General features: G+C 72.0%; 20 protein-coding genes and 1 pseudogene. 11 read left to right on the top strand and 10 right to left on the bottom strand.

The annotated features are described in order from the left end of the window. Positions 1-132: 132 nt before the first annotated feature. On the bottom strand, positions 133-726 hold the full coding sequence (locus ABEA26_RS20670; protein WP_345594270.1) for a dihydrofolate reductase family protein: 594 nt from the start codon (positions 724-726) through the stop codon (positions 133-135). Between the two features lie 275 nt (positions 727-1,001). On the opposite strand from ABEA26_RS20670, the gene ABEA26_RS20665 reads away from it, so the two are divergent. Together ABEA26_RS20665 and ABEA26_RS20660 are read left to right on the top strand one after the other, a co-directional pair. Then, positions 1,002-1,262 carry an SCO2583/SCO2584 N-terminal domain-containing protein gene (locus ABEA26_RS20665; protein WP_345594268.1) on the top strand — a complete coding sequence of 87 codons (261 nt, stop codon included), beginning with the start codon at positions 1,002-1,004 and terminating at the stop codon, positions 1,260-1,262. Beyond that, positions 1,259-1,669: pseudogene (locus ABEA26_RS20660) on the top strand (DNA glycosylase AlkZ-like family protein); the annotation flags it as partial. The gene ABEA26_RS20665 and the pseudogene ABEA26_RS20660, both read left to right, overlap by 4 nt. A gap of 79 nt (positions 1,670-1,748) precedes the next feature. Here ABEA26_RS20660 and ABEA26_RS20655 read toward each other — a convergent pair. The 6 genes from ABEA26_RS20655 to ABEA26_RS20630 form a co-directional block, all read right to left on the bottom strand. Next, the gene (locus tag ABEA26_RS20655; RefSeq protein WP_345594266.1) at positions 1,749-4,379 is read right to left on the bottom strand and encodes an ABC transporter permease; all 2,631 of its coding nucleotides are present in this window, start codon (positions 4,377-4,379) and stop codon (positions 1,749-1,751) included. Beyond that, positions 4,376-5,143, bottom strand: coding sequence for an ABC transporter ATP-binding protein (locus ABEA26_RS20650; RefSeq protein ID WP_345594265.1), 768 nt, complete (start codon positions 5,141-5,143; stop codon positions 4,376-4,378). Before ABEA26_RS20650 ends, ABEA26_RS20655 begins: the two co-directional genes overlap by 4 nt. Before the next feature lie 23 nt (positions 5,144-5,166). Further along, positions 5,167-5,616: a hypothetical protein gene (locus ABEA26_RS20645; protein WP_345594263.1), complete on the bottom strand. Its 450-nt coding sequence runs from the start codon at positions 5,614-5,616 to the stop codon at positions 5,167-5,169. 171 nt (positions 5,617-5,787) lie between these two features. Beyond that, positions 5,788-6,462: a response regulator gene (locus tag ABEA26_RS20640; RefSeq protein ID WP_345594262.1), complete on the bottom strand. Its 675-nt coding sequence runs from the start codon at positions 6,460-6,462 to the stop codon at positions 5,788-5,790. Beyond that, a complete protein-coding gene (locus ABEA26_RS20635; protein ID WP_345594260.1) occupies positions 6,462-7,670 on the bottom strand; it encodes a sensor histidine kinase in 1,209 nt (402 codons plus the stop codon). The genes ABEA26_RS20640 and ABEA26_RS20635 overlap by 1 nt, the downstream gene beginning before the upstream one ends. Before the next feature lie 265 nt (positions 7,671-7,935). Continuing rightward, a complete protein-coding gene (locus tag ABEA26_RS20630) occupies positions 7,936-8,250 on the bottom strand; it encodes a hypothetical protein (protein ID WP_345594259.1) in 315 nt (104 codons plus the stop codon). Positions 8,251-8,424: 174 nt separating this feature from the next. Here ABEA26_RS20630 and ABEA26_RS20625 point away from each other — a divergent pair, with 174 nt between their 5' ends. From ABEA26_RS20625 to ABEA26_RS20600, 6 genes are all read left to right on the top strand, one after another. Further along, positions 8,425-8,784 carry an arsenate reductase family protein gene (locus ABEA26_RS20625; RefSeq protein WP_345594258.1) on the top strand — a complete coding sequence of 120 codons (360 nt, stop codon included), beginning with the start codon at positions 8,425-8,427 and terminating at the stop codon, positions 8,782-8,784. A gap of 232 nt (positions 8,785-9,016) precedes the next feature. After that, positions 9,017-10,051 (top strand): glutamine synthetase, encoded by a 1,035-nt coding sequence (glnII, locus tag ABEA26_RS20620; protein WP_345594256.1) that lies wholly within the window; start codon positions 9,017-9,019, stop codon positions 10,049-10,051. Positions 10,052-10,204: 153 nt separating this feature from the next. Further along, on the top strand, positions 10,205-11,239 hold the full coding sequence (locus ABEA26_RS20615; protein ID WP_345594254.1) for an SDR family oxidoreductase: 1,035 nt from the start codon (positions 10,205-10,207) through the stop codon (positions 11,237-11,239). A 52-nt stretch (positions 11,240-11,291) separates the two neighbouring features. Continuing rightward, entirely contained in the window at positions 11,292-12,575 is a 1,284-nt protein-coding gene (locus ABEA26_RS20610; RefSeq protein WP_345594253.1) for a sensor histidine kinase, read from the top strand. Next, complete coding sequence (locus ABEA26_RS20605; protein ID WP_345594252.1) at positions 12,560-13,213, top strand: LuxR C-terminal-related transcriptional regulator; 654 nt, start codon at positions 12,560-12,562, stop codon at positions 13,211-13,213. The genes ABEA26_RS20610 and ABEA26_RS20605 overlap by 16 nt, the downstream gene beginning before the upstream one ends. Positions 13,214-13,369: 156 nt before the next feature. Then, positions 13,370-14,869, top strand: a complete 1,500-nt coding sequence (locus ABEA26_RS20600) for a DUF1996 domain-containing protein (protein WP_345594251.1) — start codon at positions 13,370-13,372, stop codon at positions 14,867-14,869. Between the two features lie 78 nt (positions 14,870-14,947). On the opposite strand, the gene ABEA26_RS20595 is transcribed toward ABEA26_RS20600, so the two are convergent. Beyond that, positions 14,948-15,385: a hypothetical protein gene (locus tag ABEA26_RS20595; protein ID WP_345594250.1), complete on the bottom strand. Its 438-nt coding sequence runs from the start codon at positions 15,383-15,385 to the stop codon at positions 14,948-14,950. 135 nt (positions 15,386-15,520) lie between these two features. Here ABEA26_RS20595 and ABEA26_RS20590 point away from each other — a divergent pair, with 135 nt between their 5' ends. The 3 genes from ABEA26_RS20590 to ABEA26_RS20580 are packed head-to-tail and all read left to right on the top strand — an operon-like array spanning position 15,521 to position 18,780. After that, positions 15,521-16,030, top strand: coding sequence for a tetratricopeptide repeat protein (locus ABEA26_RS20590; protein ID WP_345594249.1), 510 nt, complete (start codon positions 15,521-15,523; stop codon positions 16,028-16,030). A 44-nt stretch (positions 16,031-16,074) separates the two neighbouring features. Beyond that, positions 16,075-18,006: a hypothetical protein gene (locus ABEA26_RS20585; protein WP_345594247.1), complete on the top strand. Its 1,932-nt coding sequence runs from the start codon at positions 16,075-16,077 to the stop codon at positions 18,004-18,006. 57 nt (positions 18,007-18,063) lie between these two features. Next, positions 18,064-18,780, top strand: a complete 717-nt coding sequence (locus tag ABEA26_RS20580; protein WP_345594246.1) for a TetR/AcrR family transcriptional regulator — start codon at positions 18,064-18,066, stop codon at positions 18,778-18,780. Here the strand turns inward: ABEA26_RS20580 and ABEA26_RS20575 are convergent. Both ABEA26_RS20575 and pulA read right to left on the bottom strand, forming a co-directional pair. Further along, positions 18,777-19,133 (bottom strand): 5-carboxymethyl-2-hydroxymuconate Delta-isomerase, encoded by a 357-nt coding sequence (locus ABEA26_RS20575; RefSeq protein ID WP_345594244.1) that lies wholly within the window; start codon positions 19,131-19,133, stop codon positions 18,777-18,779. The genes ABEA26_RS20580 and ABEA26_RS20575 overlap by 4 nt on opposite strands. Positions 19,134-19,199: 66 nt before the next feature. Then, a complete protein-coding gene (pulA, locus tag ABEA26_RS20570) occupies positions 19,200-24,635 on the bottom strand; it encodes a pullulanase-type alpha-1,6-glucosidase (RefSeq protein ID WP_345594242.1) in 5,436 nt (1,811 codons plus the stop codon). Positions 24,636-24,731 lie beyond the last annotated feature (96 nt).

The following is a 24,731-nucleotide window of genomic DNA, read 5'->3' as shown; positions in this document are numbered from 1 at the left end:
CACCCGGGCTCAACGCATCCTGAGTCAGGCGTCCGGGCCACACCCTCAAGGCGTTCCTCCGCTGCCTGAGACCGCCCGATCCTTCTTGCGGCTTCACGGCTTCACGGCTTCACGGCTTCACGGCTTCACGTCCTACCTCTTCGTATACGTGAGGAAGATGGTGCCGCTCTCCAGGATCTTGCTGTCGGTCAGGGTGAAGAACGCCGGGTCGAACGAGGTCTTCTGCCCGAAAAGCGGCGTTCCCGACCCGACCGTCATTGGCGCCAGCTTGACGATCAGCTGGTCGATCTCCGAGTAGAGCGCCCCGGCCAGCTCGCCGCCCCCGCACAGCCAGATGCCCTTGCCGTCCTCCTGCTTGAGCTCGCGCACCTTGGCCACGGGGTCCGTGGAGACGATCTCGATGGCGGGATCGGGCGCTTCGGTGAGGGCCCGGGAGAAGACGAGGTGCCTCAAGTGCGGGTAGGCGTTGTCGATACCGGCGTCCACGCCGTTCTGATACGTCCGGCGCCCTTCGAGGACGGTGTCGAAGTGCGCGCCTTCCCCGCTGATCCCGAACGCGTCCCGCGCAGGGCCGGGCAGTGTCTCCGGGTATTCGGCGGCGAGGTGCCGCACATAGTCCTCGCCGATGGGCCAGAAGGCGTCCGGCCCGCCGGTGGGGTCGGCCCCGTCGGGGCCCGCGATGCATCCGTCGAGGCTGACGGCAATGTAGTACACGAGCTTTCGCATGCGACCTCCTGATGACGACAACCGGATCACTCTGGCTGAAGTGGTAAGAACATAGTACTGCACTTGCAGTGGTGTCAACGGACTCCAACGGCCTTCCGGTGGCGCCCGGGTCGACCGGCGCCCCCGCCTCCTGTCTGCCAGGGGGGCGGGGGCACTGTCGTCGGCTCGTCGGTTGGACGACTCGGTGACCGAAAAGCTTCACAGGGGGAACCGGACCCGGAATCATGTTTACTGACACGGTTGTTCGAGTCAGGGGATGGGGAGAGGGACCGGCGATGTCCGAACGGGACGACGAGGAACGCGAGTTCGACATCAAGTGGGCGGACGGTGCCGAGCACAAGGAACCCTCCGCACGCGCCCGGATGCTCGCCGCGCGCTGGAAGGAGAACCCACCCGGACCGGTCCCCTTCCGTGCCGATCCCGAGCACGTGGGGCGCGGACGCCGGTCGTCCTGGGTGTCGACCGTCGTGGTGCTGGGCTGCGTGGCCGCGGTGATCGTTCTGCTCGGGTACATCAACTACCGGACGCCCTACTAGACGGCGGACCGGGCCGGGCCACTCACCGGGCTCCGTCCGGCCCGGCGTTGTCCGGGCCCGCCGAGCCGTGGGCGGCGCTGCTGCCGGCCCTGGATCCGACGGCGATGGCCTGGCAGCACCGGGACTGGTACCTCGCGCCCGGGCTGCGGCCGATGCTCTTCGACCGCAGCGGCAACGTCGGCCCGACGGTGTGGTGGAACGGCCGCGTGATAGGCGGCTGGGCCCAGCGGGCCGACGGCGAGATCGTCTGGCGGATCCTGGAGGGCGAGGGGCCCGGCGGCGAAGGGCCCGGCCGGGAGGCCGAGGCCGCGATCGCGGCGGAGGCGGAACGGCTGGGGTCCTGGGTCGGGACGACCCGGGTCACCCCGCGGTTCCGGACACCCCTGGAGCGTGAGCTGTCGGCGTAGGCTCCCTTCCCCCTCGCGGCGGCAGCCCGCGACGGCGGCGGCAGTGACCCGGGCACCCGACACCCGACACCCGAGGGAACTACTCGCTCCGGGCGACCGCGACCGTCGGTGAGGTCCGGGAGGCCCGGAGGGCCGGCACCGTTCCCGCGGCGGCGGTCACCAGGACGAGGGCGGTGAAAACCGCCGCGAGTTCCCCGGCCGGCACGCTGAACGGGGCGCTCGTCTCGGCGACACGGACCACCAGCCAGGAGTACGGCATACCGAGGGCCAGACCGAGGATCCCGCCCAGTACTCCGTAGAGTGCGCACTCCACCGTGACCATGCGGTGCACGGCCGCCCCGTTGAGCCCCAGGGCGCGCAGCAGCCCGAACTCGCGCTTCCGTTCGACGACGGTGAGGCTCGCCGTCGTCGCGACTCCGGCGACCGCCACCAGGACGGTCAGTCCCAGGACCATGATCACTGTCGTGGCCATCGTCCGCAGGTCGTCCGATCCTCCGGCCTGTCCGGCCGACTCCTCGGCGACGACGCGGCCGTCGCCGCGCTCCGGGCCGGTCAGCGTGTCGGTGATGGCCCGCTGTGCGCGTATCCGCCCCGGGGCGCCGTCCTCCGAGGCGTTGGCGGTGACCGTGGTGGGCGCCGCGTCCGCTCCCATACGGGTGAGATCCGCCGTCGGGACGAAGAAGTTCCCTCCGTAGGGGCCTGCTCCGGGCAGGGTCGCCGCCACGGTGAGGCGGACGGGACGGCCCTCGAACTCCAGCGTCACACGGTCGCCCGCCCGGACCCCGAGCCGGTGGGCGTGGTCGGCGTCCACGACGACGTGGGCGGGTCCGAGGTCGCCGAGGGAGCCGGTGCGGGCGGTCAGGCCCACCCCGGAACGGACGGTGTCCAGGTCGAGGTCGGAGACCGTGGCGCCGCGGGTGCTCTCGACGACCTCCGCCGTGCGGAACGCGGTCACGTCGGTTAGTTCGGGGTGGGAGGCCAGATCGGCGGCCAGCGACCGGTCCAGCGACTCGCTGTCCCTGGCGTACAGGGAGAAGTCGGCGGGCGCCTCCACCGCCTGCCGGTACCGCTCGTAGGCGCTCAGGGAGGCGAGGCAGGTCAGGGTGGAGCCGACCAGGCAGACGCCGAGGGCCACGACGACCGAGACCGAGGCCGCCCTGCCCGGCGCGCCGCCCACTCCCGCGACCGCGAGCCGGCCGGCCGCACCGGTGCGGCGCAGCGGCACGGCGAGGGCCGACAGTACCGGCCGGACCAGCCGGGGTCCGAGGGCGATCAGGGCCAGGAAGGCCAGCCCTCCCGAGAGCACCACGAGGGTCAGCGCCGCGAACCGGTCGTACTCCGTGTCGCCCGGCCGGGGCAGCCCGTCGTACTGCTGCCAGGCCAGGAGCGCGGCGCCCGCCGCGCACAGCAGACCCAGCAGGGTCCGGCCGATGCCGCTCGCCGTGGACTCGCCGGACGCCGCGCTGCGCAGTGCCTCCAGCGGGGAGACCCGTGAGGCGGCCAGGGACGGGGCCAGGACCGCAAGGACCGCCAGGAGGCCGGTGCCGGCGACGGTGAGGACGGCCTCCGTCAGCGGGAGGTGGGGGGAGGCGAACAGCTCGTGCCCGAACCGGCGGGCGAGCGGCGGGACGAGCTGGCCGCAGCCCCAGGCCGCCAGTACCCCGGTCGCGCCGGCCAGCAGGCCTACCACCGCCCCTTCGGCGACGAGCGCGGCGGCGATCCGTCGCGGACTCGCCCCGATGGCGCGCAGCAGTGCCAGCTGGCGTACGCGGCGTGCGAAGACGATGCGGAAGGTGGAGGTCGCGACGAGAACGGCCGCGCCGACGGCGACGGCGAGGAAGGCGGTGAACAGCTCCAGGACGTCCTTCGCCTCCGCCACCGCCTCCCGGGCCTCCTGGTCGCGCACCTCGTCGCCGGACCGCACCTGCGCTCCGGGCACCGCCTGCCGGATCCGCTCCGCCAGCTGCGCCGACGCGGAACCGGACCCAGAGGACCCAGGGGACGCGGAGGACGCGGAGGACGCGGAGGACGCGGAGGACGCGGTGTCGGTGCGGATGTCGACGCGGGAGTAGCCCGTCACGCCGAGCAGCTCCCCGAGGTGGGGGCCGGGGGCGTATCCGGTGGGCCGCGCGTCGTCCGTGGCGGTGCTGCGGACGATGCCGCTGACCTCGACCGTCACCCGCCGGGTGCCGTCGCCGTCGGGTTCGGGCCGCAGCAGGGTGAGCGAGGATCCGGGCGCGAGTCCGTACTCCCGCGCGGCCTGCGTGTTGACGGCGAGCCGGCCCCGGCCGGAGGGGTAGGTGCCGGTGACCAGTCGCACTTCCGCCAGGGCGCCGGTGCCGGGGTCCGCGGACAGTTCGAGGTAGCGTTCGACGGCGCTGCCGTCCAGCGGACTGCCGCCGTCGATCCGGCCGACGGCCTCGGCGACCGAGGGCGTCTTCCGGATCTCACGGAGACGGTCCTCGCCGATGTCCTCCCCGTCGTCGCCGGGGGTGACCACGACCGACACCGCTTCGGGTGTTCCGCGGAACCTCTCGACGACGGTCGCGGAGATGATCTCCTGGGCCATGACGGTCCCGAAGACGACGAACGCCGCGATCAGCAGCGACAGCCCGGTCGCCGCGAACCGTCCGGGCCGCCTGAGGAGTTCCGCCACCTGGGAGCCCAGGACGGTCGCACGCCACGGCGTACTCGTCGCCGCCTTGCTCATCGCCGCCTCCCCATGACGTCGGTGGCGGGTGCGGCGGCCGGTCCGGAGGGGTTCGTGTGTTCGTCCTTCACCACGCGTCCGTCCGCGAGGGTCAGCACCCGGTCGGCGTACCGCGCGGCCGCGGGGTCGTGGGTGACCATCACCACCGTCTGGCCGAGGTCGTCGACGGACCTGCGCAGCATGGTGAGGACTTCGGCTCCGGCCCGGGAGTCGAGGTTGCCGGTGGGTTCGTCGGCGAAGAGCACGGCCGGCCGGGCCACCAGCGCCCGTGCGACGGCGACCCTCTGCTGCTGACCTCCGGAGAGTTCGGCGGGGCGGTGCGACAACCGGTCGGCGATGCCGAGGACTTCGCAGAGGTGTCTCACCAGGCCGCGTTCGGGGCGCTTGCCGGACAGGGTGACGGGCAGCACGATGTTCTCGTGGGCCGTCAGCTGCGGCAGCAGGTTGAACGACTGGAAGACGAACCCGATCCGCTCCCGGCGCACCCGGGTCAGCTGCCGGTCGGACAGCCCGGTGATCTCCGTCCCGTCCAGCACGACGCTGCCGGAGGAGACGGTGTCGAGTCCGGCGACGCAGTGCATCAGTGTCGACTTCCCGGACCCGGAGGGGCCGACGACGGCGGTGAACCGGGCGCGCCGGATACCGACGGACACCTCGTCGAGGGCCCGGACCTCCGCGGTGCCCTGACGGTAGGTCTTCACCAGGGCGGTGGCGGTGATGACGTCGTCCGGTACGTGGTCGCGGTCGGCGGTGTGGAGTGCCATGGGGGCGGTTCCCGCGGTCCGGGTCAGGAGCCGAGCGGCGGCATGGACAGGGTGACGCCGGAGTCCGAGCAGTGGCCGCGCGCCTCGTCCTGGAGCTTCTCCACGTCCTTCGCGGACGGCGCTTCGGGGGAATTCTTGGCGGTCTCGACCGCCCACCCCTCGTACGTGGAGACCTTGGCCCCGAGGTAGCCGTCCTTCATCTGCGCGCGGCGCTCGTCGCCGATTTCCCGCCACCACTTCTCCGCGGCCGGAACGGGGCCGGTGGAGATCTCCTCGGCCTCGGTGACGATGCGCTGCGCCAACCGGCAGTCGTCGGCCGACGCCTGGCTGAGCTCGTCGCGGCCCTGCCACCAGTACGCCGCCCCGGCGAGCAGGGCCGCGGCGGTCACGGCGGTGATCGCCGCGACGACGAGACGGTTCCGCTTGCGGTTCGGCGTGGCGGACATGGTGGGCGTGGTGGGCATGGCGTTCATCGGGTCCTCCGGTGTCTTCTCGGCCGCGTTTCGGCGACAGTGAGAAGTCTGCTTTTCGGGGGCCCGCCGGACATCGGCCACGAATTTGAGATGCGGGGCGGCGGATCCGGTACCCCGGACGGGGTGGGTCCTGCACCCTCAGTGGCAGGACCCGGGGCCGCCTCTGCCCCCTCAGGGGGAGGGACGGACCAGCCCGGACTCATAGGCGAACACGACGGCCTGGGCTCGGTCCCGCAGGTGCAGCTTCGCCATGAGGTTGCCCAGGTGGGTCTTCACCGTGGCCTCCGCGACATACAGGTCCGCCGCGATCTCGGCGTTGGACCGTCCCCGGGCGACCAGGGCGAGTACGTCCCGCTCGCGCGCGGTGAGGGCGTCCAGCCGTCCGGCCTGTCCGTTCGACGGTCCCAGTCGGTCGGAGACCCGGTCGAGGAGCAGCCGGGTGATACGCGGTGCCACCACCGACTCCCCCGCGGCCAGGACCCGGATGGCGTTCACGACCTCGGCGGCGGGGGCGTTCTTCAGCAGGAAGCCGCCGGCTCCGGCGCGCAGCGCCGCGAACGCGTCCTCGTCGTTGTCGAAGGTGGTCAGCACCAGCACGCCGGGCGGCTCGTCCATCCGCATCAGCTGCTCGGTGGCCTGGATGCCGTCCATGACGGGCATGCGGATGTCCATGATGACGACGTCCGCCTCGACCTTTCGCAACAGGTCGAGGGCGTCCGCCCCGTTCTCCGCCTCACCGACGACCTCGATGTCGTCCTGACCGGCCAGCACCATGGAGAAACCGGCCCGGATCAACGGCTGGTCGTCCACCACGGCCACCCGGATCGCCCTGTCCGCCTGCGTCATCACTTGGTCCTTGTCGGAATCGAGGCACGTACGTGCCATCCGTTGCCGAGCCGGGGGCCTGCCTCGAAGGTGCCGCCGGCGAGTTCCGCCCGCTCCCGCATGCCGACGAGTCCGTTCCCTCCCAGGTCTCCGCCGACGCCGCGGCCGGCGAAGGTGCCGGCTCCGTCGTCGACCACGCTGATCAGCAGTGTGTCCCGCTCCTCACGGAGCCGGATGTCGACCCCGGCGCCGGCGCCGGCGTGGCGGAGCACGTTGGTGAGGCACTCCTGGACGATCCGGAAGGCGGTCATCTCCTCCGCCGGTGACAGCCGTCCTTCGCCGACCTCGACCGACACGTCCACGGTCAGCCCGGCGGCCCGTGCGCGTTCGGCGACGACCTCGATCTCGTCGAGGGTGACCAGGCGCCGTGGCGGGCCGCCGTCGGCGGAGCCCGGGTCGCCGGAGTCCGGGTTCCCCTCGCGCAGCACCCGCACGATGCGGTGCATGTCGTCGATCGCGTCCCGGCCGGTGGCGGCGATCGTCTTCAGCGCGGACTCCGCCATGTCCGGCGACTTGCGCAGCACCGACTCGGCGCCGTCGGCCTGAAGGATCATCACGGCCAGGCTGTGCGCCACCACATCGTGCAGTTCACGGGCGATGTCGGCCCGCTCCCGGGCTGCGGCCAGCCGGACCCGCTGCTCCTGGTCCCGTTCGGCGTGCCAGGCGCGGGCCGCCTGGCTCTCGGCGTACAGACGCCTCGTGTTCAGGGTGAAGGCCGTCAGCCAGACCGTCAGCGTCAGTCCCCAGAAGATGGGAAGTGATTCGAGGTCGACGAACGACTCGATGCCGAGGGGCGGCATCCCCACCGTCCCGGCCGTCGTGACCAGCAGCACCACCGCGCCCGCGAGATACGGCATCCAGGTGGTCCGGGAATGGTGGACGACCGACAGCATGGCGAACAGCACGGCCGCGTCGTACGCGGCGGGCGCCGACGCCAGTGGCTGCTCGGGCACGTCGTGCAGGGCGAGTTGGACGGCGCTCAGCGCGAGGACGACCGCCATCACCGTGCCGGGGTACCGTCTGCGGGCCAGCAGGCACAGTGCCATCAGCCAGCCCAGCAGCAGGTCGTACTCACCGTCGTAGTACCAGGTGGCCACCAGGACCACCAGAGCCATACCCGTGTCGCCCGCCCGGGCGACGGCGCGTCCGTAGCGGCCGGACAGCGTCATCCAGGCCGACGGGACCGGAACCGTCCTCTCCTCAGTCAACCGTCGTGCCTTTCCCCTCCGGTCCCTCCCGCCGCGGACGCAACCGCGTGTCCCGCGGCACAAGTGCCGCGGGACCGTGGAGACTTCGCGATGAGGGCGGTACCCCCACGCGCCCATACTGCCTCAGCGCCGGCCGGCGTGCGGCACGGCGTCCCCGGGCGCCTCATGGACCGGGGGCGCCCGGCGACGGTGACGGTGGTGGCAGTAGCGGTGGGCGGTGACGCGCTCAGCGGTTGTAGCGCATGAACGCCCGCACCATGTGGCACGTGATGTCCGACGGCGGGTGGACGCCGATCTCCCGCGCCGTGGTGCGGATCCTCTCGTTGCGGGCGTGGTCGGGCAGGTGGACACCGGAGTCGAGCAGGGCGATGGCGAGCCGCATCGCCTTGAGGCGGCGGTTGTGCGTGACGTACCACTCGCGGGGGCGGCCGGCCGGCAGCGGACGCTTCGCCACGGGTTCGTACGGCGAGTCGAGCAGGACGGGCCGCTTGGCGGTGGACTGGGTGGGCAACGGCTTCGGCTTCAGTGCGGCAGCGGGCACGGGCATCCTCCTGTCGCGGTCAGGGCGCCGTCCGGACCCCCCGGCGACACCCTCGAACACTGCTTTTATTTTACCGCCCACCACTGACAAAAGCCCCTGGCCACAAGGGCTTTCGAGGTCGTTGTGACACACGGGGCGAACGGGTTTCCGCACCCCTCGGGCTACCGTGTCGGCATGGAGATCTGGATCAACCCGGCCTGTTCGAAGTGCCGCAGCGCGATCAGCCTGCTCGACGCCGAGGGCGCGGACTACACCGTCCGCCGCTACCTGGAGGACGTGCCGAGCGAGGACGAGATCCGCGGGGTACTCGCCCGTCTCGGCCTCGAGCCGTGGGACATCACCCGCACCCAGGAGCCGGTCGGCAAGGAACTGGGCCTGGAGGACTGGCCCCGTGACGAGGCGTCACGCGGCCGCTGGGTCACGGCGCTCGCCGAGCACCCGAAGCTGATCCAGCGCCCGATCATCACGGCGGACGACGGGACGGCCGTGGTGGGCCGCACCGACGAGGCGGTTCGAGATGCTCTGTCCCGTTAGGCGGTGACTCGCGCCCCGCCCTGACCGGCGTACGGGAGGCGGCGGGCGGCGCCCGGGGGGCACGCCGTGAGAGACGCGCCACACCGATCCCGGGTAACACGGGGTTCACATACGGGCAACGGACGGGAAATCGCCCGTTGGCACGCTGCACGGCAGCAGACGCGGCGCCCAGGGTGCCGCAGCGCCGCGGCACCCGCGGTACGCCCAGACCCACCCCGAAGGATGTGTCCCCGTGACCTTCAAGGCCGAGTACATCTGGATCGACGGCACCGAGCCGACGGCCAAGCTCCGTTCCAAGACGAAGATCATCACGGACGCTCCCGCCGGTCTGGACGCGCTCCCGGTCTGGGGCTTCGACGGGTCCTCCACCAACCAGGCCGAGGGCCGCTCCTCGGACTGTGTGCTCAAGCCGGTCTTCTCCTGCCCCGACCCGATCCGCGGCGGCGACGACGACGTCCTGGTGCTGTGCGAGGTCCTCGACACGGACATGACGCCGCACCCGACCAACACCCGCGCCGCGCTGGCCGAGCTCGCCGAGCGGTTCGCCGTGCAGGAGCCGATCTTCGGCATCGAGCAGGAGTACACCTTCTTCAAGGGCGCCCGCCCGCTCGGCTTCCCCGAGGGCGGCTTCCCGGCCGCGCAGGGCGGCTACTACTGCGGTGTCGGCTCGGACGAGATCTTCGGCCGGGACATCGTCGAGGCGCACCTGGACAACTGCCTGAAGGCGGGCCTCGGCATCTCCGGCATCAACGCCGAGGTCATGCCGGGCCAGTGGGAGTTCCAGGTCGGCCCGCTGGCGCCGCTGGAGGTCTCCGACCAGCTGTGGGTGGCCCGCTGGCTGCTCTACCGCACCGCCGAGGACTACGAGGTCACCGCCACTCTGGACCCCAAGCCGGTCAAGGGCGACTGGAACGGCGCGGGCGCGCACACCAACTTCTCCACCAAGGCGATGCGCGAGGGCTACGAGGCGATCATCACCGCCTGCGAGTCGCTCGGCGAGGGCTCCAAGCCGATGGACCACGTCAAGAACTACGGCGCCGGCATCGACGACCGCCTGACCGGCCTGCACGAGACCGCCCCGTGGAACGAGTACTCGTACGGCGTCTCCGACCGCGCCGCCTCGGTCCGCATCCCGTGGCAGGTCGAGAAGGACGGCAAGGGCTACATCGAGGACCGCCGTCCGAACGCCAACGTCGACCCGTACGTGGTGACCCGCCTGATGGTGGACACTTGCTGCACCGCGCTGGAGAAGGCCGGCCAGGTCTGAACCGGGCCCGACTCGCGTACCGGGGCGTCCACCACGACGGTGGACGCCCCTTCGCGCGACGGTGGGCGCCCCTTCGCGCCGGAGGGACGCCGGGCTTCTGCTGTCGGCAGACGGGCGTTCCGCGCGGCCCCCGGACCGGGCACAGTGACCCGCATGAGACTTCTGGTGCTGGGCGGTACGGAGTTCGTGGGGCGGGCCGTGGTGGAGGCGGCGCTCGGACGCGGCTGGGAGGTGACCGTCTTCCACCGCGGCCGGCACGCGCCGCCGCCCGGGGTGCGGACACTGCGCGGCGACCGCACCGCACCCGACGGGCTCGCCGCCCTGGCCGACGGCACGTGGGACGCCGTGGTCGACACCTGGTCGGCGGCGCCCCACGCGGTGCGGGACACGGCGCGGCTGCTGCGGGACCGTGCCGGTCGGTACGTGTACGTGTCTAGCTGCTCGGTGTACGCCTGGGCCCCGCCCGCCGGGTACACCGAGGACGCCCCGCTCGTCGAGGGCGCCTCGGCGGACGCCGGGCAGACCGACTACGCCCGCGACAAGCGGGGCGCCGAACTGGCCGTCCTGGACGCCTTCGGCGCGGACCGCTCGGTGCTGGTCCGCTCCGGGCTGATCCTCGGCCCGTACGAGAACATCGGGCGGCTGCCGTGGTGGCTGAACCGCGTCGCACGCGGCGGCCCGGTGCTCGCGCCGGGCCCGCGGGACCTCCCCCTCCAGTACGTCGACGTCCGCGACCTCACCGACTGGGTGCTCGGCGCGGTGGAGCGGGAGCTGAGCGGCCCGTACAACCTGGTCTCCCCACCGGGACACACCACCATGGGCGCCCTGCTCGAAGCCTGCGTCACGGCCACGGGCGGCCCGGCCGAGCTGCGCTGGACCGCCCCCGACGACGTCCTCGCCGCCGGCGTCGAGCCATGGACGCAACTACCGGTGTGGACACCGCCGGGCAGCGACCTGCACGACGCCCTGCACGGCGCGGACGTCTCCCGGGCGCTGGCGACGGGCCTGAGCTGCCGGCCGGCCGGTGACACCGTCACCGACACCTGGACCTGGCTGCGGGACATCGGCGGCACGGCGCCGCGGCGTCCGGACCGGCCGCCGGTCGGACTGGACCCCGAGACGGAGGCGAAGGTCCTCGCGGCCGGCGGGACCGCTCCCGGCGAAGGTGTACCTGGCACCACCTCCTGACCGGGGGGTTCGGCCCAGTGCCCCGTGCCGCCGCGTCGGTAAGACTGACGGCATGGACATCGAGACGAAGCGCGGCGCCCGGAAGACCGACCGGCGGACACGGTCACGGACAGGCGACATGGCGCTGTCGGCCGTGCGGGGACTGGCGTTGGCATTCATCTCGCTGCCCGGCGCGGTGCTCTGCTTCACGCTGACCCTCGTGTCCGTCGCGCTCATCCCGATCGGGATCGGTCTCGTCACCACGCCGTGGGTGCTGACGGGTGTGCGGATGTTCGCGGACTGGCGGCGGCTGCTCGCCGCCGAGTGGGGCGGGGTGCGGATCCAGCGGGCGTACCGGCCGCTGCCCGAGAACGCCAATCCGTGGGCGCGCACCTTCGGAATGCTCGGCGACCCGGCGACCTGGCGGGACTTCCTCTGGCTCCCGGTCGACATGACGGCGGGCTTCGTCACCGCGCTGCTGGCCTTCGCGCTGCCGCTCTACCCGCTGGAGGGGTTCGTGATCGCGGCCGGGCTGTGGCGGGTCTGGTCCGACACCTACTGGTACGGCTTCGTGCCCGTCTCCGACCAGACCACCGCGCTCTACGCCGCAGCCCTGGGCGCGGTCCTCCTCGTCGCCGCGTACTGGCTCGGCCCGCTCCTGCTGCGCGCCCACTTCCTGCTCACCGGCGCGGTCCTCGGCTCGGACCAAGAGGAACTCGCCCAGCGGGTGCGCGTCCTGACCGAGACCCGCCGCGACGCGGTCGACACCTCCGCCGCCGAGCTGCGCCGCATCGAACGGGACCTGCACGACGGGGCGCAGGCCCGGCTGGTCGCCATGGGCATGGACCTCGGGACCATCGAGACGCTGATGGAGAAGAACCCGGCACAGGCCCGTGAACTCCTCGCGCAGGCCCGCCAGTCCTCCGCAGACGCCCTGACCGAGCTGCGTGAGCTGGTGCGCGGCATCCACCCGCCGGTGCTCGCCGAACGCGGCCTGGGCGACGCCGTACGGGCCCTGGCGCTGCGGCTGCCCGTCGCCGTCGAGGTCGACGTGGACCTGCCCCGCCGTGCCGACGCTCCCGTTGAGTCCGCCGCCTACTTCGCGGTCAGCGAGATCCTCACCAACGCCGTGAAGCACTCCGGCGCCGACCGGATCTGGGTCGACATCGACCACACCGGGGGTCACCTGCGTATCTCCGTCACCGACGACGGCAAGGGCGGTGCGGTGATCGGAGCGGGGTCCGGCCTGGCCGGGGTGGAGCGCCGGATCGGTACATTCGACGGCGTCCTGGCCGTCAGCTCGCCCGCGGGCGGCCCCACCATGGTCACCATGGAGATCCCTTGCGCGTTGTCCTAGCCGAAGACCTGTTCCTGCTGCGCGACGGACTGGTCCGGCTCCTTCAGGCCCACGACTTCGAGATCGCCGCGGCCGTCGAGACCGGCCCCGAGCTGTCCCGGGCGCTGGCCGAACTGGAGCCGGACGTGGCCGTCGTCGACGTACGCCTGCCGCCCACGCTCACCGACGAGGGCCTGCAGTGCGCGCTCGAGGCCCGCCGCAGGCGGCCGGGACTGCCGGTCCTGGTCCTCTCCCAGCACGTGGAGCAGCTGTACGCGCGAGAGCTGCTCGCCGACGGCGCCGGCGGGGTGGGGTACCTGCTCAAGGACCGGGTGTTCGACGCGGAGCAGTTCGTGGACGCGGTACGGCGGGTGGCGGCGGGCGGTACGGCGATGGACCCGCAGGTCATCCAGCAACTGCTCAGCCGGCGTGCGGCGGAGGACCGGCCGCTGGAGCGGCTCACCCCCCGGGAGCGGGAGGTGCTGGAGCTGATGGCCCAGGGACGGACCAACGCGGCGATCGCGGGCAGGCTCGTCGTCACGGAGCGGGCGATCGCGAAACACACGGCGAACATCTTCGCCAAGCTGAGCCTCGAGGTGTCGGACGACGACAACCGCCGTGTACTGGCGGTTCTGGCGTATCTGGACCGCGGCCGCTGACCCCGTCACCGACCCAGTCACCGACCCCGCCCGTCCCACAGGACCCGGCGATTTCCGCGACGGGTGAACGCCCTTGGGACGGCCTCCGTATGAAGGGGAGCCGCTTCACTCCTGTCGGGCGCCCTCGATGCCCCGCAAGGAAGCCAGAGGAGTCTCATGGGACGCAACACAAGAAGGCGCCGTACGCCGCTGGCCACCAAGGTCGTCGCCGGGGCGGCGGCCCTGGCGGTCGGCGGGGGCGGCCTGCTCTGGGCCGACTTCAGCGCCTCGGCACACGAGGAGAACCCGGCGCACAACCGGACGCGGTCCGCCACCGCGCAGGTCGCGACGATCGACTGTCCCGACGTCGGCCAGCAGATCTCCGACGTGCCGGACCGGGCGCGCGGGGAGGTCGACGGCGAACTGGCCGCGCTGGACAGCCAGATCACCGACGCCTACAAGCGTCTCGCCACCACGCGCCGCGCGCAGGCCGGTGACGCGCGGTACGTCCAGAACGCCATTCTGGGCCCGCTCAAGGACCGGCGGAAGGCGCTCATCGACCGGATCCAGCTGGAGATCGACCGGGCCGGCGGCCAGGCCGACGAGAGCCTGGACGAACTGGCCCGGTGCCAGGGCAGACCGACGGATCCGCCGCAGGACGGTGACGGCCAGGACGACGGCGACGGTCAGAACCAGGACGATGGCCAGAACCAGGACGGCGGTCAGAACCAGGACGACAACGGCAACGGCGTCGCCGGCCCGGTGGCCGGCGACTTCATCGACATCGACGACGTCGAGCCGCGCTCCCGCAATAGCCAGAACGGCCTGGCCGCCAACGGCGACGGCGGTTCCACCGGCACCTTCACCTCGGACTGCGGTGTCAACGAGAACGACGTCTTCAACAGTGACAACCTGATCGCCGCCCCGGGTGTCGACAACGGCGCACACCACGTGCACGACTACGTCGGCAACCAGGACAACGACGCCTTCTCCAGCGACGAGGACCTGGCAAACGCCGACACCTCGTGCCAGAACCAGGGCGACAGGTCCACCTACTACTGGCCGGTGCTGCGGCTCCAGGACGGTACCGAGGAGTTCGACGCGAACGACCTGGGCGGTGGCGCCGAGGGCAACATCGGCAGGATCCTGCAGCCGGCCCAGGCCGAGCTGAAGTTCGTCGGCAACCAGCGGAGCGACGTGGTCGCCATGCCGAGGTTCCTGCGCGTCATCACCGGTGACGCCAAGTCCTTCACCAACGGCGACGCGAACGCCAACAGTTCGTGGAGCTGCACCGGCTTCGAGGACCGGCAGGTCACCGACAAGTACCCGCTCTGCCCGGAGGGCAGTCAGGTGGTGCGCACGGCCAACTTCCAGAGCTGCTGGGACGGCCAGAACACCGACAGCGCCAACCACCGTGACCACATGGCGTTCGTCCAGCAGGACGGCAGCTGCGCGAACGGCTTCCAGGCCGTCCCCCAGTTGCAGGTCCGCCTGGTGTACGACATCCCCACGCCGACCGTGGAGAACGGCGTGGTGCAGGACCCGTACGCCGTGGACAGCTTCCCCGAGCAGCTGCACAAGCCGATCACCGATCACAACGACTTCATCAACGTCATGGGCGAAGCCCTGATGAACGAGGTGGTCGACTGCATCAACAGCGGCGAGGACTGCCAGTAGTTCCGTCGCGCGCCCCGTGGAGAGGGCCGGTGACGGATCCCACCCGTCACCGGCCCTCTTCGCCGTCCCCGCACATGATCAGCCGCCGTGCCCGCCGTGACCGCCGTGACCCGGCGCGTGGCCGCCGCCGTCGTGCCGCGTGCCCTGTTCCAGGGTTCCGCCGAGCCGGCCGCGCAGGTCCGCCACGACGTCCCGGTGGCCGACGGCGACCCACTTGCGACCGACGAGGTAGTAACCGCCGTGGTCCTTGGCCGTGTTGATCCATTCACGTTGTCCGCGGTCGGTGGCGAAGGTGGCGAGGACGTACCTCTCGCCGCCCTTCTCGCAGAGGGCCTGCCGGATGGTGTCGGCGTCGGTCTGCATGTCCGGGGCGCACTTCGCCTCGGCGGCCAGGTGCTCCAGGCCGCCGGTCGCCGTCTCGGGTACGGCCGCATCGCCGTCCCCGTCGGATCCGCAGCCCGTCAGCGCCAGTACCGCCGCTCCGGCCAGCGCGAGCATCGGTCGGGTCAGCCTCATGTGTTCCTCCGGTCCGTCGTGGCGACATGCCGCGAGGAGCCCCGGCGAGGGCCCTCCTCATCGATACGGGCGCGGGATGCGAAGTACTCAGCGAGCCGGGCACGCCGCTGGGCACACCCGTGCGAAAGTGATGCCGTGGACCAGGACTGGGAAGAACGGGTGACCGCCGCGTGGGCGAGGTTCGGCGACGTCACCGAGGAGGACGCCGCCGCCTTCCGGGCGGAGATCGACGCCCTCGCGGACGAGTTGCCCGCCGACAGTCCTCTCGGCCTCTTCGAGCGTGCCTGCGCCTGGGACTCGACGGGCCACTCCGACCGGGCAGTGCCGCTGTACCGCGAGGCGCTGGCGCGCCGACTGGGCGAGGTCAGCGGTTACAAGGGCCGCCGGGCGAAGATCCAGCTCTCCAGCTCCCTGCGGAACACCGGACACCCGCAGGAGGGCGTCAAGCTGCTGTCGCCCGAACTCCTGCCTACGTCCGACGAGTTGGACGACGCCGTACGGGCCGTACTCGCGCTCTGCCTGTCGGACATGGGCCGCGACCGCGAGGGTCTGTCGCTGGTGCTCGGCGCCCTCGCGCCCCATCTGCCGCGCTATCAGCGGTCGATGGCCGCCTACGCGCGGGCGCTGGTGGAGCCGGAGGCCTGACCCGTTCACGGTGACCATCCACCGGTCCGCTCGTTCTGCTGAACGTGCAGTCACAGGATGTCGCCCCGCGCCCCGCACCGTCCTCCACCTCCCCGACCGGTCCGGTCGTCGATGTCGAGCAGGCCGAGGCCGTGCTCGTCGAGCACTATCCGCGCCTGGTCCGGCTCGCCTACCTGGTGCTGCCGCCCGGCCTCGGGCGGAGCCGCCGCGTCCTGACCGCGCACGCCCTCACCCAGCGCGCGCTGCCCCGCGGCCGGACGGCGACACCCGTCATCCCGGCCCAGTCGACGGGCCGCGACGTCGACCCCGCTTACGCCCTGGTCCGCCTCCGGGTCGTCCGTACGGCGCTGGAGGCCGGCCTCCCGCTGCGGCGGCGCGCGTGGCCCAAGCGGGCCCAGCTGCCGCCGCTGCTGCCCCGGGTACGTGGGCTGCGGCTCTTCCCGCGCTCCGGCGGCGCCGACGAACTCGCCCTGGACCAGCGGTTGTCCGCCCTCTCCGCGCCGGGCCGGGCGGCGTACGTGCTGCGCGGCCTGGAGAAGCTTCCCGACGGCGACGTGCGGCAGTTGCTCGGGGCCGCCGGAGTCACCGACGCGGACGCCGCGTTGCGGGAGGCCACCGGGGTGCCCGGTCAGCAGGCGCTGCTCGGCTCCCCCGAGTTCGACCCCTGCTCGCTGCAGGCCCGGCCGACCGACCTGATGCGCCGCCGGCAGCACACGAAGGCCGCGCTGGTCGCGGGGGCGGCCCTGGTGGTGTGCGGGGCACTGCTGGGGCTGCCCGGCGACGGCTGGGGGCCGGACGGCGCCGCCGCCCCGCCCTACGCCCGGAACCCGGCGGCCGAGGCCGCCCTCGACCCCGCCAAGCTGACGAAGGCCGCCCCCACCGCGTGGGAGACCTCCGCGCGCACCGACTTCTCGGTGTGGCCGGCCCGCGGTGACCTCACCGGCGACAAGGAGCTGCTGCGCCGCGCCCTCGCCGTCTGGGCCCGGCCCGGCGGAAGCGTGGGGGTCTCGGCGACACCGGGCACCCCGACCGGCGGTCCGGCCGGCCCGCCGCGACTGCTGTACGCCGGGAACGTCGACAACGCGCGCGTGGTGATCCTGCACGACGGTCTGCGCATCGCCAGGTACGCCGAGCCGAAGGACGGCACGGCCGGCGCCGCCCTGGACTTCGCGCGCACCGACGGGGCCGGCCGGGCCGGGGCGAACGCGGTGGTCCTGGGCCGGGCCGACGGCAACGTCCGCTATCTGACGGCGCCCTGGGTGACAGAGGCGGCCTGGCGGGACCTCACCGACCCGGACTCGGACGCGCGGGACCTGACGCTGACCGACGGTGTGACCTCGACGGTGGCCAGCCCCGCGGGCCGGCAGTCCGGTGCCTGCACGTCCTGGAACGTGCTGGAGCTGACCGACGGCTCGGACACCCGCCTGGTGACCGACCTCGGCGAGCTGGTCCCGGCCCGTCTCACCACCGGCCGCCCCGGCTCGGCGAAGGACGCCGCCGGGGCTCGGGCGCTGGGCGCCTGGGCTCCGTACGCCTGCTCGCTGGGCGCGGTGCGGGGGCAGGGCGTCCGGTCGGTGAACGCCTGGGAGTTCGCGTCGCAGCCATTGCCCGACTCGACCGGGTCGGGGGAATGGGTGTGCACCCGGGCCGAGACCTGGCGGGGTACGGGGACGCGGGTGATGGCCCAGTTCCGGACGCCGGGCGGGGCACAGGGCGCTGTGGCGGCGAAGGCGCAGGATGTGCCGGCGTGCGGCGAGCGCGACCCGCGGGTGCTGGCCGGGGTGCTGTGGAAGTCGGAGGGCGGGCACTGGTACCTGCTCGCCGCCGGCGGCGGGGACATGAGGTCGGTCGAGGCGTCCGGCGGGGTCACCGGCTCCGCCGACGGGAACCTGCTGACGACGAAGGCCGAGCAGGGTGCGCGGGCCGAGCTGAAGGGCACCCTGGAGAACGGGCGGACGATCGGCGGTCTGCGGTAGAACACCGATGTCCGGTCCGGGCCGTTCGGGGCCGGATCCGATCGGTAGGGTGTTCGTATGACTACCGGGGTACGCCGCAGGATGGGCGTCGAGGAGCGCCGGCAGCAGCTGATAGGTGTCGCGCTCGATCTCTTCAGCCGCCGCTCGCCCGACGAGTTCTCCGTCGACGAGATAGCGTCGGCCGCCGGCATCTCACGACCGCTGGTCTACCACTACTTTCCCGGCAAACTCAGCCTGTACGAGGCCGCGTTGCAGTGCGCCTCGGACGATCTGGCGAGCCGGTTCGTGGAGCCTCACGAGGGTCCGCTGGGCGCGCGGCTGCTGCGGGTGACGCGCCGCTACTTCGACTTCGTCGACGAGCACGGCCCCGGTTTCTCGGCGCTGATGCGCGGCGGTCCGGCCGTCGCCGCGGGCGGAGCCTGTTCGATGAGCACGGCGTCCACGGCCAACGCGCTCGTGGACTCCGTACGGCAGGCCGCGTACGTCCAGATCCTTTCGCACCTGGATGTCACCGATCCGCCCGCGCGTCTGGAACTGGTCGTCCGTTCCTGGATCTCGCTCGCCGAGTCGACGGCCCTGGTCTGGCTGGACGGACGGCGCGTGCCGCGTGCGGAGCTGGAGACGCAGCTGGTGCAGGACTTCGCCGCGCTGGCGGCGGTGAGCGCCGCCCACGACGAGGAGATGGGCGCCCTGCTGCGCCGCGTCGTCGCGGAGGAGCCGGCCGACGGTCCCTTCGGGGACCTGATCGACCGGCTCACCGCTCCGACTGTTTAGCTCTCGAACTTCCGGTACGACGGGTCGAGGTCGCGTACCTCCGCCGAGGCGTGCAGGGCGAGACCGTCGCCGGGCTTGACGTACTGCCTCAGCAGTTCCAGGACGGCCTCGGTCAGACGCGCCTTGGTCTCGTCGGTGCGGCCGGCGAGCAGGCCCAGCGTGACGTGCACGACGGCGTGCCCCTCGGTGTCGGGGCCGACCGTGGTGTCCTCGCCTCGGCGGAACTGCGTCTTGCAGGCCGGCGGCTTGGCGGCCGCTATGTCGACGACGGCGGTGTGCAGTGCCCGCGCGAAGGCGGGCCGGTCGAAGTCGTCCGCGAGCCGCGCGGAGTAGTCGACGGTGATCTGCGGCATGAGCCCTCCCGTTTCAGGAAACAGCAGGGCTCACCCTAACCGCAGACCACCGCGGTCCTACGGCGGTCAGCCGCCCTGCCGGAACACGGCGACCGTACGGCCCGGCACGGTGAACGTGCCGCTCTTCGCGGCGTACGAGGACTCCTTCACCACCGGGTCCGCGCCCGCCTCCTGCACCGGATGCAGCCGGTAGCCGGTGCCGGCCGCCGCCTCGATCCGCTGTTCCTGCCGCTCGGGCGTGGCGTTGAGGACGACCACCAGGTCACCGAGCCGCATGGTGATCACCCCGGGCGTCTCGTCCTTCCCGGAGAGCGGGAAGGAGAGCCGGGCCTGCACCCGTCCCGCCGTGGCGAGGGAGAAGTCACGCTCGCTCGTCCGGATCTTCAACAGGTCCTGGTACGCCGCCGAGGCGCCCGTGATCTGCGGGCAGCCGACCTTCACCGAGCCCAGCAGAGGCCCCGCGTACGGCCACTTGTCCTGGTTGTCGGCGGCCGGGGGCAACCCGCGGCCGAAGCCGTTGCCGTCGGCGCACTTCCAGTGGATGGCGTTGAACCAGTCGCCGCTGTCGTAGGAGTTGCGGTCGAGCGACTTGGAGCGCAGCAGGTCGGTGCCGGCCTGGGAGAGCGCCGGGCCCTGGGAGAGGGCTGCGGTCGCCATGGCGAGGACCTGCATGCGGGCCCGGTCGTCGGCGGACGTGCCCTTCGGCAGCTTGAAGGCGAGTGCGTCGAAGAGGGACTCGTTGTCGTGGGCGTCGGCGTAGGCGAGGGCGTCGCCCGGGGCCTCGGCGTATCCGGCGGGGGCGCCGTTGTAGTCGACATCGGAGCCCTTGACCTCCTTGCCGTCGGTGTCCGTGAAGGTGTAGCCGGCGAGGTTGCCGGTCAGGCCGACCTTGATCAGGTCCTGGTAGTGCAGCAGGCGGGCCTTCTGCTCGGCCGGGGTGCCGTTGTCCGCGGCGGGGTTGGGGTCGGTGTACAGACCGGAGGCGAAGCCCTGGACGCCGGGGTCCTCGTCGAAGGGTCCGCCGCCGCGCACGGCGTCGCGGGCGCGGTCGGAGAAGGTCGCGATGCCGGTGCCGGCCATGTTCTTCTGGGTGGCCTGCGTGAAGCGGGCGTCGTCGGCGATCTCACCGAAGTTCCAGCCCTCGCCGTACAGGATGATCTTCTTGCCGTCGACGCCGTCCTTCTTGGGGGTGAGCGCGTCGAGGGCCTTCCTGACCGCGAGGATGTTGGCCTTCGGGTGGTGGCCCATGAGGTCGAAGCGGAAGCCGTCGACCTTGTACTCCCTGGCCCAGGTGACGACCGAGTCGACGACGAGCTTGCCCATCATGGCGTTCTCGGTGGCGGTGTTGGCGCAGCAGGTGCTGTTCGCCACCGAGCCGTCGGCGAGGAGCCGCTGGTAGTAGCCGGGCACGATGCGGTCGAGGACGCTCGTCTTCGCCTGGCCGCTCGCCGCGGTGTGGTTGTAGACGACGTCCATGACGACCCGCAGGCCGTCGTCGTTCAGTGCCTTGACCATCTCGCGGAACTCGACCGTGCGGGCGGTGCCGTCCGGGTCGGTGGCGTAGGAGCCCTCGGGGACCGTGTAGTGGTACGGGTCGTAGCCCCAGTTGTAGGCGTCCTTGGCGGCGGTCTTCGCCACGCACTCCTGCTGCTTGTCTGAGTCGGCCGGGAGCGCGGCGAGGTCGCAGTCGACGGTGGCCCGGTCGGACTTCTTCTCGGGGATGGTGGCGATGTCGAAGGCGGGCAGGAGGTGGACGTACGAGGTGCCCGCCTCGGCCAGCTCGCGCAGGTGCCGGGAGCCGTCGCTCCTCTTGTCGGTGAAGGCGAGGTAGGTGCCCCGGTGGTCCGGGTCCGCCGTCCGGTCCGCGACGGAGAAGTCGCGGATGTGCAGCTCCTGGATCTGGGCGTCCCGCAACGGTACCGCCTCGGGCTTCTCGTAGCGGTCCCAGCCGCGCGGGGCGAGCTCGCGGTCGTCCAGGTCGACGACGAGGCTGCGCTCGGAGTCGGTGGTCAGGGCGAGCGAGTAGGGGTCGGTGACCTTGTTGGTGACGACCTTGCCGACGTCGGGCGCCCACACCTGGACGACGTAGCGGTATGCCTTGCCCTTCCAGGACTTCGGGCCGGTGGCGGACCAGACGCCGGTGTCGTCGTCGCGCCGCATGCGGACCGTGCGGTCGCCGATCTCCAGCCGTACGTTCTGCGCGGTCGGCGCCCACACGGACAGCGTGGGCCGGCCGTGGCGGCCGTGGCGGCCGTGGCCGAAGGTCGGGCCGAGGTCGGCCTTGGCCGCGTCGGCCGCGTAGAGGTCGTCCAGGACGCCGCCGATCTGCACGCCGGTCGCCGCGAGCACGGCGCCGTTGGCGGCGCGCTGGGAGGCGACGACCTGGCCGCGCAGGGCCTCACGGACCCGGTCGCGGTCGCGCTGGTCGACGGACCAGGCGGTGTACTCGCCCAGGTGCGGGAACTTCTCCTTCTGTGCGTCGGTGAGGGTGGTCTTGGCGAGCCGGAGCCAGCTGGTGTCGTCGCCGGTGGTCAGCGTCGCGTCCTCGGCCTTGACCGAGCCGCTGCGGGAGGCGAGGAGCTGGGTGGAGGCGGCGCCCTCGGAGCCGTTCCAGGCGACGGTGTTCCGGTCGATCCAGACGGCCTTGGAGGTGGTGAGGTCGACGGCCGCCGCCGAGCCGGCCGGCTGCGGCAGCAGGTACTTCTCCTCGCCGCTCACCAGCCACACCTCGTGGCCGGTGGCCTTGAGGTCCAAGGCCTGGTCGGTGGGGAGGTCCTTCTCGTCGCCCTTGTGGACGATGTAACTGAGACTGTCGGCCCCCTCGGTGAGCGGTACCTCGAAGACCGCGCCATAGGGATCGGTCTTCACCGGCGTCAGCGGCTTCGACCAGTCGGTGGGGTTCGCGGCGTCGCCCCAGACGTGCAGGCCCCAGCCGTCGTAGTCGCCGTCGGCGCGGTGGTAGTGGAGTACGGCCTTGCCGGTGTCCTGGGCGGGGTAGTCGGGCCGCTCCGTGGTGACCTGCTCCTTGCCCTGCTCGATCCACACCTCGCCCGTCCGGGTGACGTCGATGGTGCGGTCGGCGGTGACGTCCTTGTCGCCGTCCTTGTCGACGACGAGGAAGTTCACGTCACTCGCGCCGGGCTCGAGCTTGACGTGGGCGAAGGCGCCGTAGGCGTCGCGGCCGGTGAAGGGGTGGCTGTCGGGCCAGGTGGTCGCCTCGCCGTCGGCGAGGTCTCCCCAGGCGTACAGGCCCCAGTCGTCGTAGTTCCCGTCCTCCCGCTTGTAGTGGACGATCGCGTGGTCGCGGGAGGCGGCGGTGGGCGGCTGTTCGACGGGCGGGGTGCCGGTCGTGGAGGCGGCCGTGGCGCTCGCGGTACGGCCCGCCGAGTCGACGACGACCGCCTTGTAGCGCAGGGCGGTGCCGGCCGGGACGTCCTCGGCGACGGTGTGGGTGACCTTGTACGGGGCGTGGTCGGCGGAGCCGAGGGTGCGCCACTCGCCGTCGCCGGTCTGGGCGGCGAAGACGACCCGGCCCAGCTGTCCGCCGTCGACGTCGGCGGTCAGCTCGACGGTGCCGGTGGCGCCGGGCTCGGGTGCGGTGAGGGCGATCGTCGGCTCGGTCGCGGGCTCGGCGAGCGGCCCGGCGGCCTTGAGGACGACGGCCGACCCCGCGGGCACGGTGACGGTGACCTTCTTGTCGGCGCCGGACCTCACGTCGTCGTCGGTGCCGTAGAGACCGCGGAAGGTCATGCCGGCCGAGCCGGTGGCGAAGGTGGCCTTCCGGGCGTCGTCGGCGTTGTTGAAGGCGACGACGTACTCGGTGCCGCTCCCGGCGTCGGTGCGGGAGACGGCGTAGACGCCAGCGCCGTCGGCCGCGTAACGCTCGGTCTGGACCCCGTCGGCGAGGGCCGGGTGAGCCTTGCGGAGCTTCGCGAGAGCACTGATCTGCTGGTAGAGCGGTGCTCGCGTGTCGTAGGCGTCGTCGGCGTGAGTGCGGTCGGTGCCGAGCTGGTCGTCGTCCAGGTAGTCGGCGGTGCGCGAGGCGAACATGGTCTGGCGGGCGTCCTTGTCGCCGCCCGCGCCGGTGAAGCCCTGCTCGTCGCCGTAGTAGACGACGGGGTTGCCCCGGTTGAGGAACATCAGCTCGTTGGCGAGCCGCGCCTTCTTCAGCAGCTGGGCGTCGGTCGCGTCCGGTGCGTCCTGCTTGAGGAAGGTGCCGAAGCGGCCCATGTCGTGGTTGCCGAGGAAGGTGACCTGCTCGTACGCGTTGGCCTTGTCGGTCGTGTACTTCCAGTCGTCACCGAAGACGGCCGCCAGCTTCCCGGCGCTGCCACCCTGGGAGGCGTAGGCGCGGGCCGCGTCCTGGAAGGGGAAGTCCAGCGTGGAGTCCAGCCGGCCCTGGGTGACGTACGGGGAGGTGACGGCGGTGTCGGCGGAGTAGACCTCGCCGAACATGAAGAAGTCGTCCCGGCCCTTCTTCGCCGCGTAGGCGTCGAGCGCGGTCGCCCACTGCGTCCAGAACTCCATGTTGACGTGCTTCACGGTGTCGATCCGGAAGCCGTCGATGTCGAAGTCCTTCACCCACCGCTGGTAGATCTTCTCCATGCCGTCGACGACCTCGGGCCGTTCGGTCCACAGGTCGTCGAGGCCGGAGAAGTCGCCGTGGGTGGCGGACTCGCCGGCCCAGGTGGAGTCGCCGCGGTTGTGGTACATCCCCGGGTCGTTGAGCCACTTCGGGACCTTGAGGTCCTTCTTCGCCGCCGGGACGACCGGCGTACGCGGGAAGGAGCCGGCGTCCACGCGGGGGAACCCGCGGTCCCCGTCGGCGTGGTCGGCGTCGTCGAAGGGCTCGCCGTCCTTGGTCAGGTACGGGAAGGCGCCCTTGGAGAGGTAGTCGTAGGACTTCTCCCCGTAGTCGACGACGTCGGCGGTGTGGTTGGTGATGACGTCGAAGAAGACCTTCATGCCCTTGTCGTGGGCCTTGTCGATGAGGTCCTCGAGGTCCTGGTTGGTGCCGAAGTGCGGGTCGACCTGGGTGAAGTCGGTGATCCAGTAACCGTGGTAGCCGGCGGAGGCGTTCTCGCCGGTGCCCTGGACGGGCTGGTTCTTGAAGATGGGCGCCATCCAGATGGCGGTGGTGCCCAGGCCCTTGATGTAGTCGAGCCGGTCGGCCAGACCCTTGAGGTCGCCGCCCTGGTAGAAGCCCTTGTCGGTGGGGTCGTAGCCGGTGGCGAGCCGGGTGCCGGTCAGGCCGCCCTTGTCGTTGCGGGTGTCGCCGTTGGCGAAACGGTCCGGCAGGACGAAGTAGAACTGCTCGCGGGTGAGGTCGTGGCGGGCGTCCGCCTTCGCCAGCTTCGCGTCGGACGGCGGCGCGGGCGGGGCGTCGGCCCGCGCGGCCAGGGGCGGGAGGAGGGCGGCGGCGAGCGCGGTCACGGTGACGGCCGCGACCCGTCTCGCTCGTACGGTGCGGCGCGCGACAGGCACCGGCCATCTCGGTATCACAGGCGTGAACTCCTTGCGACTACGGCTCGATCGGGTCCGACCCCGGCGAGACCGTAGCGCTGCCGCAAGGCTTGCAGCAAGAGCCGTGAAAGTAAC

It is taken from the genome of Streptomyces marokkonensis, from assembly GCF_039539045.1.
Classification (GTDB): domain Bacteria; phylum Actinomycetota; class Actinomycetes; order Streptomycetales; family Streptomycetaceae; genus Streptomyces; species Streptomyces marokkonensis.
This window is presented reverse-complemented; position numbering and strand designations above follow the sequence as displayed.